The sequence below is a fragment of the Cloacibacterium sp. genome (assembly GCF_047601505.1).
Taxonomy (GTDB): domain Bacteria; phylum Bacteroidota; class Bacteroidia; order Flavobacteriales; family Weeksellaceae; genus Cloacibacterium.
Window position 1 is genome coordinate 3,428,657 of the sequence record NZ_JASGJD010000001.1, and the last position, 25,603, is coordinate 3,454,259.

Genomic DNA, 25,603 nt, shown 5'->3' on the forward strand with positions numbered 1-25,603 from the left:
GAAACTACTTTTACAGGATGTTTTTCATCAATCAGCTCCAACAATTTTGGAGAAAAAAGCAGATTTTGTTTAGGAATGTAATCTTTAAAGACTATTTTTGACTTGGCTAATAGTAAATTACAAAATTGTAACTATTAGGAAAGCTCAAAATTTCCATTTTTTGCATTAAAAAGGCTGTCTCCATATGGAGACAGCCTCTTCTATATGCTTATTTTTATTAATTATTAAGCCTGAGCATTACCTGTTCCTAATACGAAAGGCTCTACTTCTTTAATTTCTCCAAATTGAGCTTCATAATTTTGAATATTTTGCTCTAATGCAGCTAAAACTCTTTTTGCATGAAGAGGAGCAAGAATTACTCTGCTTCTTACGTGAGCTTGTTGTACACCTGGCATTAATTGGATGAAATCTAATACAAACTCAGATGGAGAGTGGTTTACTAAAGCTAAGTTGCAATATGCACCAGCTGCTACCATTTCGTTTAATTGAATATTTACGTTTTGATCTTGGTTTTGGTTATTATCCATTGTTATAAAATTTTGTTGTTAAAAATTAATTTATTGCTTTACAAAAATAAGGTTTAAAATACAGAAACCTGCATTCTAAACCTTATTTATAATTAATTTAAATCTTCGAATTCTTTGTTAGAACCTACGATTACGTTTTGGTAAACTTTAAGACCTGTACCTGCAGGAATTCTATGTCCTACAATTACATTTTCTTTAAGACCGTTTAGCTCATCTACTTTACCAGACACCGCTGCTTCGTTTAGAACTTTTGTAGTCTCTTGGAAAGATGCCGCAGACATGAACGACTTAGTTTGAAGCGCTGCTCTTGTAATACCTTGTAATACCGGCATTGCAGTTGCTGTAAGTGCTTCACGAACTTCTACTAATTGTTGATCTTCTCTCTTCAATTTAGAATTTTCGTCTCTAAGTTCTCTTGCAGTAATCATTTGACCTGCTTTGAAGATTTTAGAATCTCCAGGTTCTACTACAACTTTCAAACCGAACACTCTGTTATTTTCTTCTAAGAAATCATATTTATGCTCTAAAGAACCTTCTAAGAATTGGGTATCACCACCATCTACAATTTCTACTTTCGTCATCATTTGTCTAACGATGATTTCGAAATGCTTGTCATCAATTTTTACCCCTTGTAAACGGTAAACTTCTTGAATTTCGTTTACTAAATATTCTTGTACGGCAGTTGGACCTTTAATTCTTAAGATATCATCTGGAGTAACAGAACCATCAGAAAGTGGCGAACCAGCTCTCACAAAGTCATTCTCTTGAACTAAGATTTGGTTAGAAAGTTTTACTAAATATTTTTTAACCTCACCTGTTTTAGATTCTACTACCAATTCACGGTTACCTCTCTTAATTTTACCATAAGAAACTACACCGTCAATTTCTGTAACCACTGCTGGGTTAGAAGGATTTCTTGCCTCGAACAATTCGGTAACTCTTGGTAAACCACCGGTGATATCCCCTGCTTTTGCAGATTTTCTTGGGATTTTGATTAAAACTTTACCCGCTTTAATTTTTTCTCCATCGTTTACCATTAAGTGAGCTCCTACTGGTAAGTTGTAAGCTTTTTGCTCAACACCTTTAGAATCTACCACTTTAAGAGTAGGAATTGCTTTTTTATTTCTAGATTCAGAAATTACTTTTTCTTCGAAACCAGTTTGTTCGTCTATCTCTAATTGGAAAGAGATACCTTGAATAATATCTTCGTATTCTACTTTACCAGCTGTTTCAGCAATGATAACCGCGTTATAAGGATCCCATTTTGCAATAAGATCACCTTTAGCAACTTTATCACCAGGTTTTACAGAAAGCGAAGAACCGTAAGGAACGTTTGCTACCATTAATGGAGTTCTTGCCGCATTATCTGCTACCAAACGGAATTCTGTAGAACGAGAGATTACAATATCTGCTTCGTTACCGTTTTCGTCTTCAGATTTAATGGTTCTTAATTCGTCCATTTCAACGATACCGTCTCTTTTCGCAACAATAGTTGGACTTTCTGAAACGTTACCAGCTGTACCCCCTTGGTGGAAGGTTCTCAATGTAAGCTGAGTACCTGGCTCACCAATAGATTGTGCAGCAATAACACCTACAGCTTCACCCATGTGAATTGGTTTACCTGTTGCAAGGTTACGTCCGTAACATTTAGCACAGATACCTTTTTTAGCTTCACAAGTAAGTGGCGAACGTACTTCTACGGTTTCGATACCAGCTGCTTCTAGTTTTTTAGCCAATTCTTCGTTGATGATTTCGTCGGCATTTACTAAAATTTCATCAGTTTCAGGGTCGTAAACATCGTGAAGAGAAACTCTACCTAAAACTCTTTCAGATAGTTTTTCTACAATCTCGTCGTTTTTCTTTAATGCAGAAACTTCTGTACCTCTTAGTGTACCACAATCGTCTTCTGTAATAATAACGTCTTGAGCTACGTCTACCAATCTTCTTGTAAGATAACCAGCATCCGCAGTTTTAAGAGCGGTATCCGCAAGACCTTTACGAGCACCGTGGGTAGAGATAAAGTATTCCAAAATTGATAAACCTTCTTTGAAGTTTGCAATAATTGGGTTTTCGATAATCTCAGCTCCAGAAGCACCTGCTTTTTGTGGTTTTGCCATCAAACCTCTCATACCAGATAACTGACGAATCTGTTCCTTAGAACCCCTTGCACCAGAATCTAGCATCATATATACAGAGTTGAAACCACCTTGGTCGCTCTTCATTCTGCTCATAATCATCTCGGTAAGACTAGCGTTGGTATTCGTCCAAACGTCGATAACTTGGTTATAACGTTCTGTATCTGTAATAAGACCCATGTTATAGTTTCCTTTGATTTCGTCTACTGTTTCAATAGCTTGAGAAATCATTTTTTTCTTTTCTGCCGGTACTACAATATCAGCAAGAGAGAAAGATAGACCGCCTTTGAAAGCGTTCATATAACCTAGGTTTTTCATATCATCAAGGAACTTCACTGTAGTTGGGAAATCTGTATCTCCTAAGATTTTACCAATTACGTTTCTTAATGATTTTTTAGTCAATAATTCATTAATATATCCTACTTGTTTAGGTACAATTTGGTTGAATAAAATTCTACCAACTGTTGTTTCTTGTAGTTTAATAATGATGTTTCCTTCTTCAGTTTTGTGAGGTAATCTACATCTTACTTTCGCATTAAGAGAAGCTCTACCTTCTGCGTAAGCAATTTCTGCTTCTTCAGGAGAATAGAATACTAAACCTTCTCCTAAAATTTTGTGGTCTTCTGTAGAACTAGCTTCTTTGGTCATAAAATAAAGACCCAAAACCATGTCCTGAGAAGGTACCGTGATAGGAGAACCATTTGCAGGGTTCAAGATATTTTGAGAACCTAGCATTAATAATTGAGCTTCTAGAATTGCTTCTGGCCCTAATGGTAAGTGTACCGCCATCTGGTCACCATCGAAATCGGCGTTGAATGCCGTTGTTACCAATGGGTGAAGTTGGATAGCTTTACCTTCGATCATTTTAGGCTGGAATGCTTGGATACCCAATCTGTGAAGGGTAGGTGCCCTGTTTAATAAAACTGGGTGACCTTTCATCACGTTTTCTAGAATATCATAAACTACAGGCTCTTTTCTATCGATAATTCTTTTAGCAGATTTTACAGTTTTTACAATACCTCTTTCTATTAGTTTTCTAATGATAAATGGTTTGTAAAGTTCTGCCGCCATATCTTTTGGAAGACCACATTCGTGTAATTGAAGGCTAGGCCCTACAACAATTACCGAACGCGCAGAGTAATCTACCCTTTTTCCTAATAAGTTTTGACGGAAACGACCTTGTTTACCTTTCAATGAATCTGAAAGAGATTTCAATGGTCTGTTAGATTCAGATTTTACAGCAGAAGATTTTCTAGTGTTATCGAATAAAGAATCTACCGCTTCCTGAAGCATACGCTTCTCATTTCTAAGGATTACTTCTGGAGCTTTAATCTCAAGAAGTCTCTTTAGACGGTTGTTTCTAATGATAACTCTTCTGTATAAATCATTTAAATCTGATGTAGCAAATCTACCACCATCTAGTGGAACTAATGGTCTCAATTCTGGTGGTATAACAGGAAGAACACGCATTACCATCCATTCTGGGCGGTTAATCATTCTTGTATTAGCACCTCTAAGCGCTTCTACAACATTTAATCTTTTTAATGCTTCAGTTCTTCTTTGTTTAGAAGATTCGTTGTGAGCTTTGTGACGAAGATCAAAAGAAAGAGCATCTAGGTCTATTCTTTTTAATAATTCTTCTACCGCTTCAGCACCCATTTTAGCTACAAACTTATTAGGGTCTGAATCTTCTAAATATTGGTTTTCAATAGGAAGAGTTTCTAAAATATCTAGATATTCTTCTTCTGTAAGGAATTCTTTTTCTTCAAAATCAGAACCGTCTGCTTTTTTAGCAATACCTTGTTGAATTACTACGTATCTTTCGTAGTAAATAATCATATCTAATTTTTTAGAAGGTAAACCTAAAAGGTAACCAATTTTGTTTGGAAGTGAACGGAAATACCAGATGTGAGCAACAGGAACTACCAAATTGATGTGCCCAATTCTCTCTCTACGTACTTTTTTCTCAGTAACTTCTACCCCACAACGGTCGCAAACGATACCTTTGTAACGAATTCTCTTATATTTTCCACAAGCACATTCGTAATCCTTTACAGGGCCGAAGATTTTCTCGCAGAATAAACCATCTCTTTCTGGTTTGTGAGTTCTATAGTTAATCGTTTCTGGTTTTAAAACTTCCCCTTTTGATTCTTGAAGAATGATTTCGGGAGAAGCTAAACCGATGGTGATTTTACTAAATCTACTTGATTTATTTTTTGACATAATTTGTTCAAATAAAAATTAAAAAAAATTGAGGATTACTCTTCCAATCTTATATCAAGACCAAGACCTTGTAATTCGTGTAACAATACGTTGAAAGATTCTGGGATACCAGGTTCTGGCATAGATTCTCCTTTAGCAATTGCTTCGTATGTTTTCGCTCTACCAATCACGTCATCAGACTTCACGGTTAAGATCTCTCTTAAGATGTTAGATGCTCCGAATGCTTCTAGAGCCCAAACCTCCATCTCTCCAAATCTCTGACCACCAAATTGTGCTTTACCTCCTAATGGCTGTTGAGTAATTAATGAATAAGGACCGATAGAACGTGCGTGCATCTTATCATCTACCATGTGACCTAGTTTCAACATATAAATTACTCCCACTGTAGCTGGCTGACTAAATCTTTCACCAGTACCACCATCGTATAAGTAAGTGTTTCCGTAGATAGGAAGACCTGCTTTTTCGGTGTATTCAGTAATTTGTTCTAAGCTTGCTCCATCAAAGATAGGAGTAGCGAATTTTAATCCTAATTTTTTACCAGCCCATCCTAAAACAGTTTCGTAAATCTGTCCGATGTTCATACGAGAAGGTACCCCAAGTGGATTCAATACGATATCTACTGGTGTCCCGTCTTCTAAGAATGGCATATCTTCTTCTCTTACGATTCTAGACACGATACCTTTGTTACCGTGACGACCTGCCATCTTATCTCCAACGTTTAATTTACGTTTTTTAGCGATGTAAACTTTAGCTAGTTTAATGATACCTGCAGGAAGCTCATCACCGATAGAAACTGCATATTTCTCACGGTTTTTAACTCCTTGAATATCATTGTATTTAATTTTATAATTATGAATTAATTGTTTAATTAAATCATTTTTGTCTGCATCTACAGTCCAATCTGAACCGCTTACGTTAACGTAATCTTCCACAGACTGAAGAAGTTTAAGCGTAAACTTAGCACCTTTAGGGATAATTTCTTCTTCTAAGTCGTTATTAACTCCTTGAGAAGTTTTACCGTTTACTAGAGTGTTTAGTTTTTCAAGAAGTGTATTTCTTAATTCGTCGAATTGAGATTTGTATCTGTTTTCGATTTCTTCAAGTTTTAGTTTCTCTTCTGTTCTCTTCTTCTTATCTTTAATATTTCTTGAGAATAATTTTTTGTTGATAACAACACCTCTTAATGAAGAATCTGCTTTTAATGAAGCATCTTTTACATCACCAGCTTTATCACCAAAGATTGCTCTAAGAAGTTTTTCTTCTGGAGTAGGATCAGATTCACCTTTTGGAGTAATTTTCCCGATAAGGATATCACCAGGCTTCACTTCTGCACCAATTCTAATCATACCGTTTTCGTCTAAGTCTTTGGTAGCTTCTTCAGAAACGTTTGGAATATCTGCAGTAAGTTCTTCCATACCTAGTTTAGTATCTCTTACTTCTAATGAATACTCATCTACGTGGATAGAAGTAAACCAGTCTTCTCTTACTACTTTTTCGTTGATTACGATTGCATCCTCAAAGTTATACCCTTTCCAAGGCATGAACGCTACTACTAAGTTTCTACCAAGAGCTAATTCTCCTTTTTCGGTAGCATACCCGTCGCAAAGTACTTGTCCTTTTACTACGTAATCTCCTACTCTTACGTTTGGTCTAAGAGTAATGGTAGTAGATTGGTTGGTTTTTCTAAATTTAGTAAGATTATAGGTTTTAATAGCAGACTCGAATTGTACTAAATCTTCGTCTTCGCTTCTTTCGTATTTAATAACGATTTTATCAGCATCTACATATTCTACAGTACCATTTCCATCAGCATTGATTAAAATTCTAGAGTCTGTAGCCACTTGTTTTTCTAAACCTGTACCTACAACTGGAGCTTCTGGTTTTAACAATGGAACAGCCTGACGCATCATGTTAGATCCCATCAATGCACGGTTCGCATCATCATGCTCTAAGAAAGGAATTAAAGATGCAGAAATACCAGCAATCTGGTTTGGTGCAATATCTAATAATTCTACTTCAGTTGGAGTAACTACAGGATAGTCACCATCAAGACGAGCAATAACTCTCTCTGTATTGAAAGTTCCATCATCTGCTAAATCTACGTTTGCCTGAGCAATTACTTTACCTTCTTCATCTTCAGCATTTAAGTAAATTGGAGCAGCAGAGAAATCTATTTTACCAGCTTCTACTTTTCTATATGGAGTTTCAATGAAACCTAAATTGTTAATTTTTGCATAACATCCTAAAGAAGAAATCAAACCGATGTTTGGTCCTTCCGGAGTTTCAATCGGACAAATTCTACCGTAGTGAGTATGGTGAACGTCTCTTACCTCGAAACCTGCTCTTTCTCTTGATAAACCACCAGGCCCTAGTGCAGATAATCTTCTCTTGTGAGTGATTTCAGACAATGGGTTGGTTTGGTCCATAAACTGAGAAAGCTGGTTGGTACCAAAGAATGAGTTGATTACTGATGTTAACGTTTTAGCATTAACCAAATCTAGTGGTGTAAAGATTTCGTTATCTCTAACGTTCATTCTTTCTTTAATTGTTCTCGCAATTCTAGAAAGACCTACACCGAATTGTCCTGCTAATTGCTCACCAACAGTTTTAATTCTTCTATTAGAAAGGTGGTCAATATCATCTACTTCTGTTTTAGAATTAGCTAATTCTATTAAGTGTCTTACGATAGAGATAATATCTTCTTTGGTAAGAACTTCTGTAGTTGTAGGGATATTAAGACCTAATTTTTTGTTTAATCTGTAACGTCCTACTTCACCAAGAGAATATCTTTGCTCAGAGAAGAATAGTTTTTCAATAATTCCTCTTGCAGTTTCTTCATCTGGTGGATCTGCATTACGCAACTGACGATAGATATACTCTACAGCCTCTTTTTCGGAGTTTGTAGGGTCTTTTTGTAATGTATTTTGAATGATAGTAAACTCACCACTATTCTCATTGTGGATTAAGATAGACTTAACACCAGCATCAAGAATAAGGTCTAAATGTTCTTTTTCAAGAATCGTTTCTCTATCAAGAATAATTTCATTTCTTTCGATAGAAACTACCTCACCTGTATCTTCATCTACGAAATCTTCGAACCATGTATTCAATACTCTAGCTGCCAAAGTTCTACCTTGAACTTTTTTAAGATTTGCTTTAGAAACTTTTACTTCTTCTGCAAGGTCGAAAATCTGAAGAATTTCTTTATCAGATTCATAACCAATTGCTCTAAGCAAAGTAGTAAGTGGTAATTTCTTTTTACGGTCAATATACGCATACATTACGTTATTGATATCCGTAGTAAATTCCATCCAAGAACCTTTGAAAGGGATAATTCTTGAATAGTACAATTTAGTTCCGTTAGCATGATAAGTTTGTCCGAAGAACACACCTGGTGATCTGTGCAACTGTGTTACAACAACTCTCTCAGCACCATTGATGATGAAAGACCCAGAAGGCGTCATGTAAGGAACTGGACCTAAATATACATCTTGAATTACAGTCTGGAAATCTTCGTGCTCTGGATCTGTACAGTATAATTTAAGTCTTGCTTTTAGAGGAACTGAATACGTAAGTCCTCTTTCCACGCATTCGTCAATAGAATAACGAGGAGAATCTACCAAATAATCTAGAAATTCTAATACGAATTGGTTTCTAGAGTCTGTGATAGGGAAATTTTCTTGAAAAGTCTTGTAAAGACCTTCGCTCACTCTGGCTTCTGGAAGCGTATCTAGCTGGAAGAATTCTTTGAAAGACTGTACTTGGATGTCTAAGAAATCTGGAGCTACTACACTACCTTTTGCAGACGAAAAATTAATTCTTTGATTTTCCTGAGTGCTTGTGATAGCTTTTGTTTTACTCATAAAATGGTAAGAAAATTGGGGTTAAAAAATATTTTACTTTATTTTAAAAAATATCAAAAATGTTGGATGTTTGATGCTAGATGTCTGATGTTTAACTTCCTACTTTCGCATTTATCTTCCTCCATTTCTAACTGCAACGCTGGTATATCTTTTCACAGCGTAGTGCAAAATATTTTTTTCTTTTTTGAATTTAAAATTTTCAAATAACTGAAAATCAACAAGTTAAATTTTTAAAAAAGTTTAACTCTAAAAATAGACATAGACCTACCCAATACTGGGAAGGTCTAAGTCTTATGTGGTGTAAATAGATTATTTTAATTCTACTTCTGCACCAGCTTCTTCTAATTGTTTTTTAAGAGCTTCAGCTTCGTCTTTAGAAGCACCTTCTTTAATAGCAGTTGGAGCACCATCTACCATATCTTTAGCTTCTTTAAGACCTGCACCTGTTAAATCTTTTACTAATTTAACGATAGCTAATTTAGAAGCACCAGCTGATTTAAGGATTACGTCGAATTCAGTTTTTTCTTCAGCAGCTTCAGCACCAGCACCAGCAGCTACAACTACAGCAGCAGCAGCAGGTTCAATTCCATACTCATCCTTAAGGATTGCAGCAAGTTCGTTTACGTCTTTTACAGTTAAGTTTACTAGCGTTTCAGCTAAATTTTTTAAATCTGACATTGTATTAATGTTTAAATTGTTGAACGATTTATGTTATTTTTTTTGAGTGTCTTTTACTCGGTGTTGCTTTCGGTACTCTACCTTCAGCAAACAAATTTTTGTTATTATTCTGCTGCAGGAGCTTCACCTTCCGCTGCTGGAGCTTCAGGAGTTTCTTCTGTTGCAGGAGCTTCTGCTACTACTTCTGAAGTTTCTTCAGCTTTAGCACCTTTAGCTTCTTCTTTGTTTTCTAAAGCAGAAATCAATCTTTGGATTGGAGACTGAAGTAATCCGATGATTTCTCCAATCATTTCTTCTCTAGACTTAATGTTTGCTAATGCATCTAGGTTTTCGTCACCTACATAGAAAGTTTCTTGTAAGTAAGCAGATTTAAGAGCTGGTACAGCTTCTTTTTTTCTGAAACCTTGGATTAATTTAGCAGGAGCGTTAGCAGTTTCTGCAATCATTACTGCAGTGTTTCCTTTAAAAGTAGGGAACATTTCAGAATAATCTACACCTTCAATTTGCTCCATTGCTTTTTGTAGCAAAGTATTTTTTACTACTTTAAGCTTAATATCGTTTTTAAATGCTTGTCTTCTAAAATCTGAAGTTTGAGCGGCATTCAATCCTTCAAGATTTGCTACATAAACAACTTTAGCGTCTTGTAACAATTCTTTTATCTCTTGTATTACTAATACTTTTTCTTCTTTTGTCATTGTCTTTCAGATTTTAGTTTACAGATTTAGTATCAATTGCAATCCCAGGACTCATTGTAGAAGAAAGGTAAATAGATTTTACGTAAGTACCTTTAGCTGCAGTTGGTTTTAACTTCATTAATGTTTGAATTAATTCAGCAGCATTTTCTTTTAATTTATCAGCATCAAAAGAAACTTTACCAATACCAGCGTGGATAATACCATATTTATCTACTTTGAAATCAATTTTACCAGATTTCACTTCTGAAACAGCTTTACCTACTTCCATAGTTACAGTACCAGATTTTGGGTTTGGCATAAGACCTCTAGGCCCTAAAATTCTTCCTAATGGACCTAATTTACCCATAACTGCTGGCATAGTAACGATAACGTCAACATCTGTCCAACCTTCTTTAATTTTTTGTAAGTATTCGTCTAAACCTACAAAATCAGCACCTGCTTCTTTAGCTTCTGCTTCTTTATCTGGAGTTACAAGAGCTAAAACTCTTACATCTTTACCAGTTCCGTGAGGTAGAGATACTACACCTCTTACCATTTGGTTTGCTTTTCTAGGATCTACCCCTAATCTAACTGCAAGGTCTACAGAAGCATCAAACTTAGCATAGTTTAATTCTTTCACTAATGCAGAAGCTTCTTCTAGGCTATATACCTTGTTTTTTTCTACTTTGCTTGCAACTTCTTTTTGCTTTTTTGTTAATTTTGCCATTTCAATAAGTTTTAAGCGTTAGACGGTTTAGTTCCTGTTACTCTTAATCCCATAGATCTAGCAGTTCCTGCTACCATGCTCAATGCTGAATCCATAGTAAAACAGTTAAGATCTGCCATTTTATCTTCTGCGATCTTTTTCACTTGTTCCCAAGTTACAGAACCAACTTTTACTCTGTTTGGTTCTCCAGAACCACCTTTTACCTTAGCAGCTTCCATTAATTGAACAGCAGCTGGTGGAGTTTTAATTACAAATTCGAAAGATTTATCTTCGTAAACTGTAATTAATACTGGTAAAATTTGTCCTGGCTTATCTTGCGTTCTTCCATTAAATTGTTTACAAAACTCCATAATGTTAACACCAGCAGAACCCAATGCAGGACCAACTGGTGGTGAAGGGTTAGCAGCGCCACCTTTCACTTGGAGTTTCACCATTTTAAAGACTTTTTTAGCCATTTTTTGTTTTTTTGAAAATTTTTAAATTTATGAATGTGGAAGCATTTATAAATCAGTAGATTACACTTTCTCACCTAGTGAATCTACTTTTCAGGGTGCAAAAATAAGAATATTTTCTGAATATACAATAGATAATGTTTTGATTTTTAGAAAGAATTTGATTTTTCTTTGAAATAAAAAAGTCAACTTATTGAAAGTTGACTTATGATTTATCTGCTCTCAAGTTACAAACTTCGGAGAGTGGTTTGCAATAATTTACTTTTCCCACTTCGGCATGTTCCCAATTATTTCTTCTCTAGTAATTTTATCATATCCATTTTCACTAAAAAAGAATAAAGTTATGGTTAACGTTTCATTTTTTTGATTGGTAAAATCATATTTAACATACTTGTGTTTACTACTAAATTCCATAATAGTATCTTTTACTTCTGGCTCATTTAAAAGAATTTTTCTAGAATTCATTTTATCATAATTTCTAGCTAAATAAGAATATACGTATTGTTTATCCCCCGTATTGACATTGTTCATAAAAAGATTTTTATATTCTTCAAAATCGCTATTTTTAACACTATTAAAGTACTTTTTTACCGTATTTGAAACTTGCTTATTCTCGTCATTTGACAAATTATGACAACTTATGTTGAATATAACAATTATAACAAAAAATATTTTTAACTTTCTCATTATTATTAACTTGAATTTAGTAAAACCCCAATATCGCGGATTTGCAATCCGTGACTAAATTTCATTTTATAAAACTACAAAAAATCTCTAATGAAACCTGAAATTAGCTTCAGGTAAAGTATTGCTTTTCAGAAATTCTTCGTATTCGGCAGAAAGCAATTTTCTTTCGTAGGTAGGATTTCCGTTTTGTGAGGCGAGTCTAATCTTGTCTTTTCCGTATTTTTTGTTGAGAAAATCCATCGTTTTCATAATAGGAAGATGTTTTTCTTCCACATCTTTTTCAAAAAGATTAATCAACCTTTCATCCTCAGGAACAAAATCTGAAACTATAACTCCCGCTTTTTTATATTGAAAACCTTCTTTATAAATTGCATCAAAAATTACGTTAGCAGCCTTTGTCAAAACAATAGAAGAGCTGCTAGGATTTGGCAAAACTAAGGATAACCCATTTCTGTATTCTGGCAAATCTTTTCTAAACCTGTTGGTTCGCACAAAAACGGTAATCATCTTGCAACAACTGGCTTGTTTCCTAAGTTTTTCTGCACACGAAAACGAAAAAGTTTCTATTCTTTCTCGCAAAATTTCCTTATCCGAAATCATATCCATAAAACTTCTGGTGGTAGCAATAGATTGTTTTTTTGCGGGCGTATCTAGTTCTAGTTGTTTTATACCTTTCAGCTCGTTAAGCATTCTGACGCCATTAATTCCCATCATTTTTCTTATCCAAATTTCGGGTTTTTGAAACAAATCAAAAGCTTTACTCACTCCATAATCACGCATTTTAACTCTTAGCCTTCTACCAATTCCCCAAACATCTTCTATGTCTAACCATTTTAAAGCTTTTTCAATTTTATCAGGAGAATCTAAAATATAAACTCCATTTAGTTTTTCTGGATATTTTTTAGCAATTCTGTTGGCGAGTTTTGCCAAAGTTTTAGTAGGCGCAATACCAATGCTTACTGGTATATTGGTTTCTAAGAGAATTCTTTGCTTAATGTTTTGAGAATATTCTTCTAAATCAAAATATTTAAACCCATGAAAATCTAAAAAAAGCTCATCTATACTATAAATTTCATAGTTAGGAGAATATTGCCTGGCAATAGCAGAAACCTGTTGACTTTTGAAATTATAATATTCGAATTTTGCCGAAAAACATTCCACTTGATGTAAATTAAACAAATCTCTGTATTTAAAAACAGGAGCTCCCATAAGCACACCGAGATTCTTTGCCTCGTTACTTCTAGAGACAACACAACCATCATTATTAGAAAGAACAACCACCGGCTTATTCTCCAAAGCTGGATTTAAAGCGCGTTCGCAGCTTACAAAAAAATTGTTACAATCTAATAAAGCAAACATAAAACAAGGTTTTATAATGATGAAACGAAAACAAAAATCAGATGGTAAAATTAGCAACATAACACGACAAAACATGACGTATTAAAAAATAGTTATCCACAAAAAAAGCTACTCAGTCTTGAGTAGCTTTTAGATATAATATTGATTAAATTTTACAATTTTTCAACCTGCATGTAAGAAAGTTCCATAGGAGTTTTTCTACCGAAAATCATCACAGAAACTTCAATTTTCTTTTTGTCTTCGTGTATTTTTTCAATAGTACCATTAAATCCGTTGAATGGTCCATCTATAACTTTTACACTTTCTCCCACAATATAAGGAATACTTGTTTCCACAGCAAATTCTGAAAGTTCATCCATTTTACCTAGCATTCTGTTTACTTCAGACTTACGCATAGGAACAGGCTCACCTCCTTTAGTTAAACTTAAAAAAGAAATTACACCTGGAATATTCTTAATCACGTGAGGAACTTCACCAATAAGATTAGCCTCTACCATTAAATAACCAGGGTAAAAAGGTTTTTCTTTTGGTACTTTTTTACCGTTTCTAAGTTGTATTACTTTTTCCATAGGAATTACAACTTGAGTAACGTAAGCATCGTAGTTTAATCTTTTGATTTCGCTTTCGATGTAGGCCTTTACTTTATTTTCCTGGCCACTTACAGCTTTCAACACATACCACTTTAAATCGCTCATGGAAAATTATTTTAATTAAAAAAACCGATAAATATTGCTAATATATTTTTAATAGCAGTACTAAATAATGAATCTACACCAAAAGTGAACAATGCTAAAATAATCGTTCCTATCGCAACTACAACTGTAGAGGATTGCAAATCTGCCCATTTTGGCCATTCTACTTTGTATCTAAATTCTGAATAAGAATCTTTGATGAAATTAAATAGTGCGTTCATAATTTTTATTTGCACGGGCACAAGGATTCGAACCCTGATCAACGGTTTTGGAGACCGGTATCCTACCATTGGACGATGCCCGTAGTTTAAAAAAGCCTCCGCAAGTTTCCTTGCGGAAAGCTTTTAATTATTTTTAATCTAAATGATTAGTCTAAGATTTCAGTAACCTGACCAGCACCTACTGTTCTACCTCCTTCTCTGATTGCAAATCTAAGACCTACGTTAAGAGCGATTGGTTGTAACAATTCTACAGTGATAGTTAAGTTATCACCAGGCATTACCATTTCTACACCGTCTGGTAAGAAGATTTCACCTGTAACGTCTGTAGTTCTTACATAGAACTGAGGACGATATTTGTTGTGGAATGGAGTGTGTCTACCACCTTCTTCTTTAGAAAGTACATAAACCTCAGCTTTGAACTTTTTGTGTGGAGTTACAGAACCAGCTTTAGCGATAACCATACCTCTTCTGATATCAGTTTTTTCGATACCTCTAAGTAGTAATCCTACGTTATCACCAGCTTCACCTCTATCAAGGATTTTTCTGAACATCTCTACCCCAGTTACAGTTGAAGTTAATTTTTCTTCACCCATACCTACGATATCTACTGGATCACCTGTATTGATAACACCTGATTCAATTCTACCAGTTGCTACAGTACCTCTACCTGTAATAGAGAATACGTCTTCAATTGGCATCAAGAAAGGCTTATCTTGATCTCTAACTGGTTGTTCAATCCAGCTATCAACAGCAGCCATTAATTCTTCTACAGTTGCAACCCATTTTGGTTCACCGTTAAGCGCACCAAGAGCTGAACCTTGGATAACTGGAGAGTTATCTCCATCATATTCGTAAGAAGATAATAAATCTCTTACTTCTAATTCTACTAATTCTAATAACTCAGCATCATCTACCATGTCAACTTTGTTCATGAAAACAACGATTCTTGGTACATTTACCTGACGGCAAAGTAGGATGTGCTCTCTAGTTTGTGGCATTGGACCATCAGTAGCAGCTACTACCAAGATAGCTCCATCCATTTGAGCAGCACCAGTTACCATGTTTTTTACATAGTCGGCGTGACCAGGACAGTCTACGTGAGCGTAGTGTCTGTTTTCTGTTTCGTACTCTACGTGAGCAGTATTGATAGTGATACCTCTTTCTTTTTCTTCTGGAGCAGAGTCAATTGCAGAGAAGTCTTTCATTTCAGCTAAACCTTTCTCAGCTAATACTTTTGTAATAGCAGCAGTAAGGGTAGTTTTACCATGGTCAACGTGACCAATAGTACCAATGTTTAAGTGTGGTTTGTTACGATTAAACGTTTCCTTTGCCATGATTTTAATATTTAAATTTATTAACTATTGAAATTTTCAGTGCGCAAATATAGTGATTTTTTGAATACCAAAACCTTTTTATTGAAAAAAGTTTTAATATTCATCTTCAAGATATTTACTATTTAATATTTTTGTTTTTTTGAGGGTACAAATTTAGCAATTTATTTTAGTATAAAAAACTTTAAATCACTATTTAAGTAAGTTTAACAAAAACTATTAAAATAACGCCTAAACATGCACTGTTAGCTTACTAACCTTTTATTTGCTTTATTAAAAATCCAAAAAATAATTGGGAATATCAACAATGTTAAAACTGTAGCTGTAACCAAACCTCCAATAATTACTATTGCTAAAGGTTTCTGAGATTCCGAACCAATTCCTGTAGAGATAGCTGCTGGCAAAAGACCAATAGACGCCATTAGTGCCGTCATTACCACAGGGCGAGTTCTCACTTTTACTCCTTCAAAAATAGCTTTTGCAACATCCATTCCCGATTTTATATTGTGATGAAACTCTGAAAGCAAGATAACTCCGTTTTGAATACAAATTCCAAATAATGCAATGAAACCTACACCTGCCGAAATTCCAAAATTCATCCCTGTAAGATGCAATGCTATGATTCCTCCGATAAGGGCAAAAGGCACATTAGCTAATACCAAAAGAGAATCTTTTATGTTACCAAAAAGGATAAAAAGCAGAAGAAAGATCCCTAGTAAACTTACCGGAACCACTTGTCCTAAACGTTTTGTTGCTCTTTGCTGGTTTTCGAATTGCCCTGTCCAGCCGAAAGAATAACCATCTGGAAGTTTTATTTTATCAACCTTTTTTTGAGCTTCTGCAATTGTACTTCCCAAATCTCTATCTCTAATAGAAAATTTAATTCCTATGTAACGTTTTATTCCGTCTCGGTAGATAAATGCGGCGCCATTTTCTTGATGAATTTCACTTATTTCCTTTAAAGGAATTAATGTTTCATCTTGAGTAGGAACCATTAATCTTGCCAAATCGTTTTCGTCTTTACGATAATCTTGCTCGTACCTAATTCTTATGTCAAACTTTCTTTCTCCTTCATACAAAGTTGAAGCTGTTTTCCCTCCAAAGGCTGTTTCTAAAACCGATTGAGCATCATTAAGAGATACATTATACATTGCCATTTTATCTCTATCTAACACTACACTTACTTCTGGCTGTCCAATATTTTTTATAATTCCAGGCTCCTTAACCCCTGGCACATATTTGATTGCAGCTAAAACATGTTTTGCATATTTGTCTAGCGTGTTGAGATTATCTCCGTAGATTTTTACTCCGTTTTCAGCTTTAAAACCTGCAACAGCTTCGGCAACATTATCAGAAATAGGTTGAGAATAATTATAAGTAATCCCTTGATATTGCTTCAATTTTTTATCCATTTCATCTATTAACTCTTCCATAGAAATTTTTCGAGACCAATCTTCTTTTGGTTTCAAATTCACTGCAAACTGTACAAATCCGAAACCATTTGGGTCTGTACCGTCATTACTTCTTCCGGTTTGAGCAATTACATCTGTAACTTCGGAAAAACTCATAATCTCGTGCTTTAGCTTATCTGCCGTCTTTAAACTTTGATTAAGACTTGTGCTCATTGGCATTTCTGCTGTTATCCAAAGCGAACCTTCATTAAGTTGTGGCAAAAATTCTGTCCCTAAAAATTTAGACGAAAACAATGTAACTCCCAAGATTGAAAGCGCTACAATAAGACTCATTTTTTTATTTCTGAAAGTGAAATTAAAACCTTTGGCAACTAATTTCTCCCAAAAGATGACAAAAACATTATGTTTTTCTTTCACATTTTTATTCAATAAAATATGACTGAGAACCGGCACTAAAGTTAAAGTAAAAATTAAAGCTCCCATCAACGCAAAACCTAGCGTAAATGCCAAAGGTGAGAACATTTTGCCTTCAACTTTTTGAAATGCAAAAATAGGAAGCAGAGAAGTAATAATTATCATTTTAGAGAAGAAAATAGCTTTACCAAGTCCTGTTCCGGTATTTTTTATCCAACCAGCTTTTGCCAATTTATTAAACCGTTCCGTTCCATATTTATGAGCTTTTTGGTCTAGCATTACAAAAACTCCTTCTACCATTACCACTGCTCCATCAATAATTATCCCAAAATCTACCGCTCCAAGCGACAACAGATTTGCACTCATGCCTGCAATTCTAAGACATAGAAATGCAAACAACAACGATAGAGGAATGATGATTGAAACAATAACTGTAGTACGCCAATCTGCCATGAACAGAAAAACTACAACAGTTACCAAAATTATTCCCTCTAAAAGGTTATGCATTACGGTATTGGTAGTATAATTCATCAATGTTTCTCTGTTGTAGAAAGTTACCAGTTTTACATCTTTAGGTAAAATTTTGGTATTGAGTTCTTCAATCTTCGCTTTAACCAGTTTAATTACTTCATCAGGATTTTCGCCTTTTCTCATTACTACAATTCCTTCTACATCATCTTTTCCATTGTTATAAGCTGCTTGCCCCACTCTAGGCATAGAACCTTCGTGAACATTGGCTACACTTTTTACCAAGACAGGATTTCCATTATCATTCTTTATGACAACATTTTCAATATCCTGAATAGATTTCAGTAATCCAATTCCTCTAACGACATAAGACTGTCCGTTTTTTTCAATCACATCTCCTCCAACGTTTAGATTACTTCTAGAAATCGCATCATATACTTCTGAAGTAGTAAGATCATAAGTATCTAATTTTCTAGGATCAATGCTTAATTCAAAAATTTTATCTTGTCCACCAAAAACATTTATATCAGCAACTCCAGGAATACCTCTTAAAGCACGATCTACCACCCAATTTTGTATTGTAAGTAGTTCTCTGGAATCTTTTTCAGGACTTTTAAGAATATATCTGTAAATTTCTCCAGTGGGGCCGTAAGGAGGTTGTACATCTGGTTCAGCACCTTCGGGAAGAGAAACTGTTCTAAGCTGATTATTCACTTGTATTCTCGCAAACATATCATCTACTCCGTCATCAAAAATAATTTTAATGATAGACAAACCAAACATCGTGGTGCTTCTTACCGAAGTTTTTTTCTGCACAGAACTCATAGAAAGTTCAATTGGAGTAGTTACAAAACGTTCTACTTCTTCGGCACTTCTTCCATTCCATTGTGTAATAATTACAATCTGAGTATTGGTAACATCTGGAAATGCATCAATTGGCATATTTTTAAAGCTAACGAATCCTGCTATTGCTAAAATTCCGACCCAGAAAAAAGTAAAAGCCTTGTTTTTGAGCGAAAATGCGATTATATTTTTAATAAATTTATTCATACGTTCATTTGATAAATGATTTTTAACTCTATAGATTTTTATTCCGTAGTATTTATTATTCGGTTAATGCTCTATAAATTAATAATTGATTAGCCGTTACCACTTTATCATCATTTTGCAAACCATCAGAAATGTAAGCCTTTTCGCCAGTTTCTTTAAGGATTCTTACTTCTTGTACTTTTACATCGCTTTGAGATTTAAAAATAACCACAAAATACCTGTTATCATCAAAAATTAAAGCTTGTTTCGGGATAGACAATGCTTTTTTATTTTCAGTTTTCAAAACCTTTATTGTAGCCTTACTTTCTGGGATTAATTGCCCTGAAGCATTTTCTAAAACTACCCTTGCTTGCATTGCATTAGTTTCGGGGTCTATAATTTTAAAAATTTTATCTATTTTCCCTGTAAAAACTGTAGAAGGATCTGCTAAAGTGTAAACTTTTGCTTTCATGCCGAGCGAAACCTTACTAATATCGCTTTCGTTGATATTTACAATTGCCCATACATTTTTAGTATTAGCTACATCGAATATATTTTCACTTCTATCGCTTCTCAATTGCATATCTTTATTAATGTTTTTCTGAACAACATAACCCGAAATAGGAGCTATAACATTATATATACTGCCGTTTTTAACATTATAAACCTGACTTACAGATTGGCTTCTTCTAAGCTCATCTTTGGCTTTTTGCAAAAGACTTTTAGCTTCTAAAACATCTTTTTCGGTATTGAGTTTCCCTGCGTATAAATCCTGTGCTACTCGTAAATTATTTTCTGCAACAGCTACTTCGTTTCTGGCATCGCTCAAATCTTTTTGAAATCCTGCCAATTCGGTAGAACGAATTGTTGCCATAATTTGTCCTGCGTGTACATAATCTCCTAATTCTACATTTACAGACATTACATTACCACCAACCAACGGATAAATGTCTATATATTGATTTTTATCTGCCGAAATCTTCCCAAAAAAACTCATTTCGTCTTCTACATAATCATCCTGAACATCTACAACGGTTGTGTTTTTCATCATTTCATTGCTGATAACAAAGCCTTTCTGTATAGGTTCCTTATCTTCAGTTTTTTCTTTGTTGCAACTTGTTAACGCCAACATTACAAGCAATACAATTCCTATGTTTTTTATATTTTTTTTCATGATTTAAAAATTTGAGTTTGAGTTAAACGATTAATTTCTTCTGCAGAAATCATAATTTGCTTTTTCATTTCATTCATTTGTAAAACGCTTTCGTTGTAACTGTCTGAAAAATCTGTAAATTCTATAAGAGACACATTCCCTTTTCTGAAATTATCCTGCATCCCTTTATAAACAGATTCTAGATTATCTAAATCTGTCTGATTAATATTTCTAAACTGAGTATATTGGTTTTCCCAAGTTTGATACGCCAGATTTACCTGATTATAGAGTTCATTCTTTTTGAATTCTGCATTTTTTTGACTTTGCTCTGTAATATATTGAGCTTTCTGAACGTTGCCTTTATTTTGTTTCCAAAGCGGAATTGGGATTCCCAATGTAAAATTAAGTTCGTTTTTAAAAGCTCCACCAGATTGACTGTACTGTAAACCTGCCGTTAAATCTGGCGTATTAAAAGATTTTTGCCAAGTATGATATGCTTTATTACTTTCAATAGTTTTTAATGCAAATTGATAATCTGCATTATTTTCTTCGGCTTTCTTTTGTAAATCTTCTAACGAAATAAGCGGAGCATTTTCTAGAACTTCTTTGGCTTCAGAAACACTCCATTCTGGAATAATTTCTTCATTAATTCCTGTTAGAATTTTAAGTGAATTTTGAGAAGCAAGAATGCTATTTGTAATTTCTATTCGGTCTTTATTAAGACTCAAAATCAAAGTTTGCAAACGCACTTCATCTTTTAAGGAAATGTTTCCTTTTGAAGTCTGAATTTTATACGCTTGCAATAAATCATTGAGAAAACTAAGCTGATTATCTATCCTCAGAAGTTTTCTTCCGTCATAATAAAGAGAATAATACGTTTCTTTGAGCTGAGACAGAAGATCTACCGCTAATTGATTGTACTGCAGTTTTGCAAGTTCTTTATTTGTTTTTGCAAAATCTACTTCTTTTTTCCTTTTTCCTCCTAGCACAAAAAGTTGCTGAATTTCTACATCTTTAGAGTGGAGGACATCAAAAGTTTTTTTATCATCGGGATTATATGCATTTCCTGTAAAAGAAATTTCTGGTAAGTCCCAAATTTTTGCCTGAATAATATCCGCATCTGCTTGCGAAATATTATACTGTTCTGCTAATAGTTGTAGGTTGTTACTCCTAAAAACCTGTTCGCATTCTTTCAAGCTCATACTTTTTTGTGCACAAAGAGGAGTGCAGCTTCCGAGGAGTAAAGCCAAAATTTTAAGTGTCATTTTTTTCTTATTTAAGGCAAAAATGAACTTTGAAGATTAAAATCCTCTTTAAATAAAATTAAAAAGAACTTAAAAAATTATATAGAAAAAGATAAATGAAAGATATTGTTCTTATTATTAGACGAATAAGAAATTTCGGCGTGATGAAAATCCATAATTCTTTTTGATATCCTAAGACCTAATCCTGAACCAGAAATATTTTGAGAATTTTTACCTCTTCTGAATGCTTCAAAAATTTTTGCAGCTTCTTCGGCAGAAATGACTTCGCCTTCGTTGGTAATTGTAACTTCTATATTTTGCAAAGTTTCAGAAATTTCAACTTTTGCTTTAGGTTCATAAGAATACAGACAAACATTTTTAAAAAGATTAACAAAAACAATTTCTAACAAAGATTTTATACCATTTACGGTTAAATCTCCTTCCTGTTCTTGTTCTCTAATTTCAAAATCCATTTCAAAATCATGAAAACTCTTTTTCACTTTGGCAAATGCATCAAAAACCACCTCATCCATTCTCACTTTTTCAAAATGTATATCTTTTCCTTCTTCTACTTTTGAAAGCACCAAAAGAGAATTAACAGTATCCGAAAGTTGATAAACTTCGTTTTTAATAGACGTTATATATTCTTTTGCACCCTCTTCTTTTGTGAGATTAGATAAATTTTCTAACTGAAAAGACATTCTGGTAAGTGGAGTTTTAATTTCGTGAGATGCACTAGTGGTAAATTCTTTTTGCGCCAAAAAAGCTTCATTAAGCCTTTTCATCATTGTATTAAATGCTTTTATTAGAACATTTATTTCGTTATCTGATTTTTGTTCTGGCAACTGAATGGTTAATTGATGAGAAGTAATATCTGCAATTTTATCTTTAAAATCGTCTAAAGGTTTTAATTGCTTTTTCATAAAAAAGAAACTAAAAACCCAAATAAAGGCTAAACTTATAAAAAAAATAGAAACCAAAACCAGTTTCAAGAAATTGAGTTTTGCATTTCCATTTACATCTTCTGCAGAAGTAAGAATGTAGAAATACATTCCTTTAATCTTTGTTTTAAAACCTATGTTTTCGTGGTTCTCATCTGTCCAGAAAATTTTAGGTTGCTTATCTAGTGTACTGAGATAAGATTTATTCCAGACAAGTTTTTCATCAAAAACATTAGAAAAAACTAAATTTTTATCTCCGCTAAAGACCAATATTTTTTCTTTTGTTAGAAAATCTTCTTCATTATTATTAATACTATCTACCGTTTTATCTTCGTCATTCAATTCTTTGGCAGAAAGTTTAGAAATATAATTGGCTGTAATTATTGCACTGTGCTCTAGGTTTTCTTTAAATTCTGTTTTTCTAAAATTTGCAAAAGAAATATAGATTACCGTCATCACAATTCCTATTACTATAGAAAAAGCGATGCTTAAATTAAGCGCAATTCTGGTCTTTAAATTCATAAAGAGTAATTAGTATTCAGATTTAATATAATACCCAAATCCTGGGCGCGTATGAATTAATTTAGAATTAAATTCTTTATCTACCTTTTTCCTCAAAAAATTAATATAAACTTCTATAGTATTGGTGTTGGTAGAAAAATTAATATCCCAAACTAATTCGGAAATTTGCTGTTTAGAAAAAATCCTACCCGGAGATTCTGCCAACAATAACAAAAGCTGGTATTCTTTTACTGTAAGATTAATCTCTTTACCAGCTCTGGAAACTTTTTGCTCAGTCTTATCAATAATCAAATCTTCAATTTTAATAATTTCCGAAGGAACTTCTGTGAGACTTTTCCTTCTCTTTAATGCTTCCATTCTCATTAATAACTCTTCAAACTGAAAAGGTTTTACCAAATAATCATCCGCCAATCTGCTAAAAGCATCTTTTTTGTCTGAAATATCACCATAGGCCGAAATCATTATAATAGGAGTATCTTGGTCTTGAGTTCTAATATTTTCGCAAACATCTAATCCGTTAATTTTTGGCACATTAATATCTAAAAGATAAAAGTCGTATTGATTGGCTCTAATTTCCCTAAGAAAAATATCTCCATCATATACGCGTTTGCATTCGTAATTATTATTTTCTAGAAATTTACCAAGTTCGGCAGAAAGTATCAAATCATCTTCCAATAAAAGGATTTTCATAATTTAAATTATTTACAAGACGAATTTAAGAAATAAAAAAGTCTCCCAAAAATTTTGAGAGACTTATTGAGCCAACTATGAGATTTGAACTCACGACCTCTTCCTTACCAAGGAAGCGCTCTACCCCTGAGCTAAGTCGGCTTGGAAAAAAAAATCACATACCGAAAAATTGGAATGTGATTTTTATTGAGCGGAAGACGGGGGTCGAACCCGCGACATTCAGCTTGGAAGGCTGACGCTCTACCAACTGAGCTACTTCCGCAATTTGTGTTTACAAATTATTGTTGGTAAACGGTGTGCAAATTTATAAAATATTTTTAAACCTGCAAAATAAATTTATAAAAAGTGGGGAGAGCAGGATTCGAACCTGCGAAGTCGTAAGACAGCAGAGTTACAGTCTGATCCATTTGGCCACTCTGGAATCTCCCCGCTTGTTTTTTATAAATTTAAAGAGCCTCCAGAGGGATTCGAACCCACGACCCCGAGATTACAAATCACGTGCTCTGGCCAACTGAGCTATGGAGGCAAATTTGAGATTTCAAAAGAACTCTTTTCTTTTTGCAGTAAGGTTGTTCCCTTTTTGCGAGTGCAAATATAGAACGTTTTTTTTGAAATCCACAAACTTTTTTGAAAAAAATTTTAATTATTTTTTTATGCTAATTCTTTTTTCTTGATTAGCAGCTTTTTAGCTGTATCGTAGCATTGGTCTAAACTTTCCTCAAAACTTGCCGAAGTTTTCTTTACAACAATATCATCTCCCGGAACTGCCAATTTCACTTCGGCGGTTTTATTTTCTTTTGCAGACGTATTCTCTACTTTTAGGAAGACTTGACAATCGTGTATTTTGTCATAAAAAGTGTCTAATTTACTTAATTTTTTTTCTAAATACTCTTCTAGTGGTGCATGTGGAGTTAGACCCATTGCTTGAACTGTAATTTTCATAACGCTAACATTTTTTTTTAATTTAGAAAAGCAGAAACTAAAATTTCTAATCTTCTCTATTAGCTCTTGGATGAGCTTGGTTAAACACTTTTTTTAATTGTTCAATATTGCCATTCGTGTAAACTTGCGTAGAAGCTAAACTAGAATGACCGAGCAACTTCTTAACCTTAGAAATTTCGGCACCGTGATTGAGAACATGCGTTGCAAAGCTGTGCCTCAATATATGCGGGCTTTTTTTCTTCTTAGAAGTTACAATACTAAGATAACGATTTACCACTGAGTACACAAATTTTTCTGTGAGTTTTTTTCCATTAGCTTGAATGAAAAAATAAATTTCATACTCTGGCTTTGGTTTTCTTAGGAGTTTGTATTCATTCAAAAATTCTGCCAAATGAGTAGAAATTGGGATGATTCTTTCCTTATTACCCTTCCCTTTTACCTTTATCTCATTGGTAGAGAAGCTTATATTTTCATATAAAAGATTACAAAGTTCCGCTTTTCTCATCCCTGTTTGATAAAGTGTCTCAATAATTGTTTTTTCTAACAAATGTTCTTCGTCTTGTGCCAAAATTTCAGACAAATCATTCATTTCCTCTTCAGATATAGGAATTTGTTTTTCGGGGTAAAATTTAAGCGAAGAAACAGATTCTAAAGGCGAAACCTTTATTTCTCCTATTTTGAGTAAATAGTGGTAAAAACTTCTAAGTGTAGAGAGTTTTCTATTGATGCTGCGTTTTTGAAAATTATTTTCCGTTAGATGAACCAGAAAATTCCGAATTACTTTTTTATCAACCTTTACCAAATTTTGAGAACCTTCTGTTTCCATCACAAAAGACAAAAAATCTTCTAAATCTTTTTTGTAGCTGGTAAGTGTATGCTCAGAATAGCGTTTTTCTATTTTAATATAATCTAAAAATTTATCTACCATAACGCTAATTTAGTTCGGGTATAAAAACAAAAAATCACTTTCCAAATATAGTAATTTGAAAAGTGATTATAATATTGTTTAAGAAGAAAAATTAAGCTTGTTCTTCTTTGCTCAATTCTCTTTGTTTATGAGCTGCTTTTAATTTAGCCTGTCTTAAAGTTACTGAAGGCTTAATAAATTGCTGTCTTGATCTTAAAGCTCTAACAACACCTGTTTTGTCAAATTTTCTTTTGTACTTTTTAAGTGCTCTGTCGATAGACTCTCCGTCTTTTACTGGAATTATTAACATAT

General features: G+C 33.8%; 20 protein-coding genes and 5 tRNA genes. All 25 read right to left on the reverse strand.

From position 1 onward, the window contains the following. Window positions 1–224: 224 nt before the first annotated feature. The gene (locus tag QM746_RS15465) at window positions 225–527 is read right to left on the reverse strand and encodes a DUF3467 domain-containing protein (RefSeq protein ID WP_414985037.1); all 303 of its coding nucleotides are present in this window, start codon (window positions 525–527) and stop codon (window positions 225–227) included. A 92-nt stretch (window positions 528–619) separates the two neighbouring features. Then, a complete protein-coding gene (gene rpoC / locus QM746_RS15470) occupies window positions 620–4,888 on the reverse strand; it encodes a DNA-directed RNA polymerase subunit beta' (protein ID WP_414985165.1) in 4,269 nt (1,422 codons plus the stop codon). Between the two features lie 32 nt (window positions 4,889–4,920). Continuing rightward, the gene (gene rpoB / locus QM746_RS15475) at window positions 4,921–8,748 is read right to left on the reverse strand and encodes a DNA-directed RNA polymerase subunit beta (RefSeq protein WP_414985038.1); all 3,828 of its coding nucleotides are present in this window, start codon (window positions 8,746–8,748) and stop codon (window positions 4,921–4,923) included. A 309-nt stretch (window positions 8,749–9,057) separates the two neighbouring features. Further along, window positions 9,058–9,426 (reverse strand): 50S ribosomal protein L7/L12, encoded by a 369-nt coding sequence (gene rplL / locus QM746_RS15480; protein ID WP_414985039.1) that lies wholly within the window; start codon window positions 9,424–9,426, stop codon window positions 9,058–9,060. A 104-nt stretch (window positions 9,427–9,530) separates the two neighbouring features. Next, the gene (gene rplJ / locus QM746_RS15485) at window positions 9,531–10,121 is read right to left on the reverse strand and encodes a 50S ribosomal protein L10 (protein ID WP_414985040.1); all 591 of its coding nucleotides are present in this window, start codon (window positions 10,119–10,121) and stop codon (window positions 9,531–9,533) included. Between the two features lie 13 nt (window positions 10,122–10,134). Further along, on the reverse strand, window positions 10,135–10,827 hold the full coding sequence (gene rplA, locus QM746_RS15490) for a 50S ribosomal protein L1 (RefSeq protein WP_414985041.1): 693 nt from the start codon (window positions 10,825–10,827) through the stop codon (window positions 10,135–10,137). An 11-nt stretch (window positions 10,828–10,838) separates the two neighbouring features. Then, complete coding sequence (gene rplK, locus QM746_RS15495) at window positions 10,839–11,282, reverse strand: 50S ribosomal protein L11 (protein WP_414985042.1); 444 nt, start codon at window positions 11,280–11,282, stop codon at window positions 10,839–10,841. Between the two features lie 255 nt (window positions 11,283–11,537). Beyond that, the gene (locus QM746_RS15500) at window positions 11,538–11,966 is read right to left on the reverse strand and encodes a hypothetical protein (protein WP_414985043.1); all 429 of its coding nucleotides are present in this window, start codon (window positions 11,964–11,966) and stop codon (window positions 11,538–11,540) included. A gap of 87 nt (window positions 11,967–12,053) precedes the next feature. Continuing rightward, window positions 12,054–13,325, reverse strand: coding sequence for an SOS mutagenesis and repair protein UmuC (locus QM746_RS15505; RefSeq protein ID WP_414985044.1), 1,272 nt, complete (start codon window positions 13,323–13,325; stop codon window positions 12,054–12,056). Window positions 13,326–13,477: 152 nt separating this feature from the next. Further along, entirely contained in the window at window positions 13,478–14,020 is a 543-nt protein-coding gene (nusG, locus tag QM746_RS15510; RefSeq protein WP_374364562.1) for a transcription termination/antitermination protein NusG, read from the reverse strand. An 11-nt stretch (window positions 14,021–14,031) separates the two neighbouring features. Further along, window positions 14,032–14,238: a preprotein translocase subunit SecE gene (gene secE, locus QM746_RS15515; RefSeq protein ID WP_374364560.1), complete on the reverse strand. Its 207-nt coding sequence runs from the start codon at window positions 14,236–14,238 to the stop codon at window positions 14,032–14,034. A gap of 12 nt (window positions 14,239–14,250) precedes the next feature. Then, a tRNA-Trp gene (locus tag QM746_RS15520) sits at window positions 14,251–14,321 on the reverse strand. Window positions 14,322–14,384: 63 nt separating this feature from the next. Beyond that, window positions 14,385–15,572 carry an elongation factor Tu gene (tuf, locus tag QM746_RS15525; protein ID WP_414985045.1) on the reverse strand — a complete coding sequence of 396 codons (1,188 nt, stop codon included), beginning with the start codon at window positions 15,570–15,572 and terminating at the stop codon, window positions 14,385–14,387. Window positions 15,573–15,814: 242 nt separating this feature from the next. Then, window positions 15,815–18,913, reverse strand: a complete 3,099-nt coding sequence (locus tag QM746_RS15530) for an efflux RND transporter permease subunit (RefSeq protein WP_414985046.1) — start codon at window positions 18,911–18,913, stop codon at window positions 15,815–15,817. Between the two features lie 55 nt (window positions 18,914–18,968). Continuing rightward, a complete protein-coding gene (locus tag QM746_RS15535) occupies window positions 18,969–20,066 on the reverse strand; it encodes an efflux RND transporter periplasmic adaptor subunit (protein WP_414985047.1) in 1,098 nt (365 codons plus the stop codon). Beyond that, window positions 20,063–21,310 (reverse strand): TolC family protein, encoded by a 1,248-nt coding sequence (locus QM746_RS15540; RefSeq protein ID WP_414985048.1) that lies wholly within the window; start codon window positions 21,308–21,310, stop codon window positions 20,063–20,065. The genes QM746_RS15535 and QM746_RS15540 overlap by 4 nt, the downstream gene beginning before the upstream one ends. A gap of 77 nt (window positions 21,311–21,387) precedes the next feature. Beyond that, window positions 21,388–22,752: an ATP-binding protein gene (locus QM746_RS15545; protein WP_414985049.1), complete on the reverse strand. Its 1,365-nt coding sequence runs from the start codon at window positions 22,750–22,752 to the stop codon at window positions 21,388–21,390. A gap of 9 nt (window positions 22,753–22,761) precedes the next feature. Beyond that, window positions 22,762–23,442, reverse strand: coding sequence for a response regulator transcription factor (locus tag QM746_RS15550; protein ID WP_374364554.1), 681 nt, complete (start codon window positions 23,440–23,442; stop codon window positions 22,762–22,764). Between the two features lie 69 nt (window positions 23,443–23,511). Then, window positions 23,512–23,583, reverse strand: a tRNA-Thr gene (locus tag QM746_RS15555). A 48-nt stretch (window positions 23,584–23,631) separates the two neighbouring features. Then, a tRNA-Gly gene (locus QM746_RS15560) sits at window positions 23,632–23,704 on the reverse strand. Window positions 23,705–23,788: 84 nt separating this feature from the next. Beyond that, window positions 23,789–23,871, reverse strand: a tRNA-Tyr gene (locus QM746_RS15565). A gap of 23 nt (window positions 23,872–23,894) precedes the next feature. Further along, window positions 23,895–23,968: transfer RNA gene (locus QM746_RS15570), tRNA-Thr, on the reverse strand. Window positions 23,969–24,093: 125 nt separating this feature from the next. Then, on the reverse strand, window positions 24,094–24,384 hold the full coding sequence (locus tag QM746_RS15575; protein ID WP_374364552.1) for an HPF/RaiA family ribosome-associated protein: 291 nt from the start codon (window positions 24,382–24,384) through the stop codon (window positions 24,094–24,096). A 46-nt stretch (window positions 24,385–24,430) separates the two neighbouring features. Continuing rightward, window positions 24,431–25,312 carry a tyrosine-type recombinase/integrase gene (locus tag QM746_RS15580; RefSeq protein ID WP_414985050.1) on the reverse strand — a complete coding sequence of 294 codons (882 nt, stop codon included), beginning with the start codon at window positions 25,310–25,312 and terminating at the stop codon, window positions 24,431–24,433. Between the two features lie 91 nt (window positions 25,313–25,403). Next, window positions 25,404–25,601 carry a 30S ribosomal protein S21 gene (gene rpsU / locus QM746_RS15585; RefSeq protein ID WP_374364548.1) on the reverse strand — a complete coding sequence of 66 codons (198 nt, stop codon included), beginning with the start codon at window positions 25,599–25,601 and terminating at the stop codon, window positions 25,404–25,406. Between the last annotated feature and the right edge of the window lie 2 nt (window positions 25,602–25,603).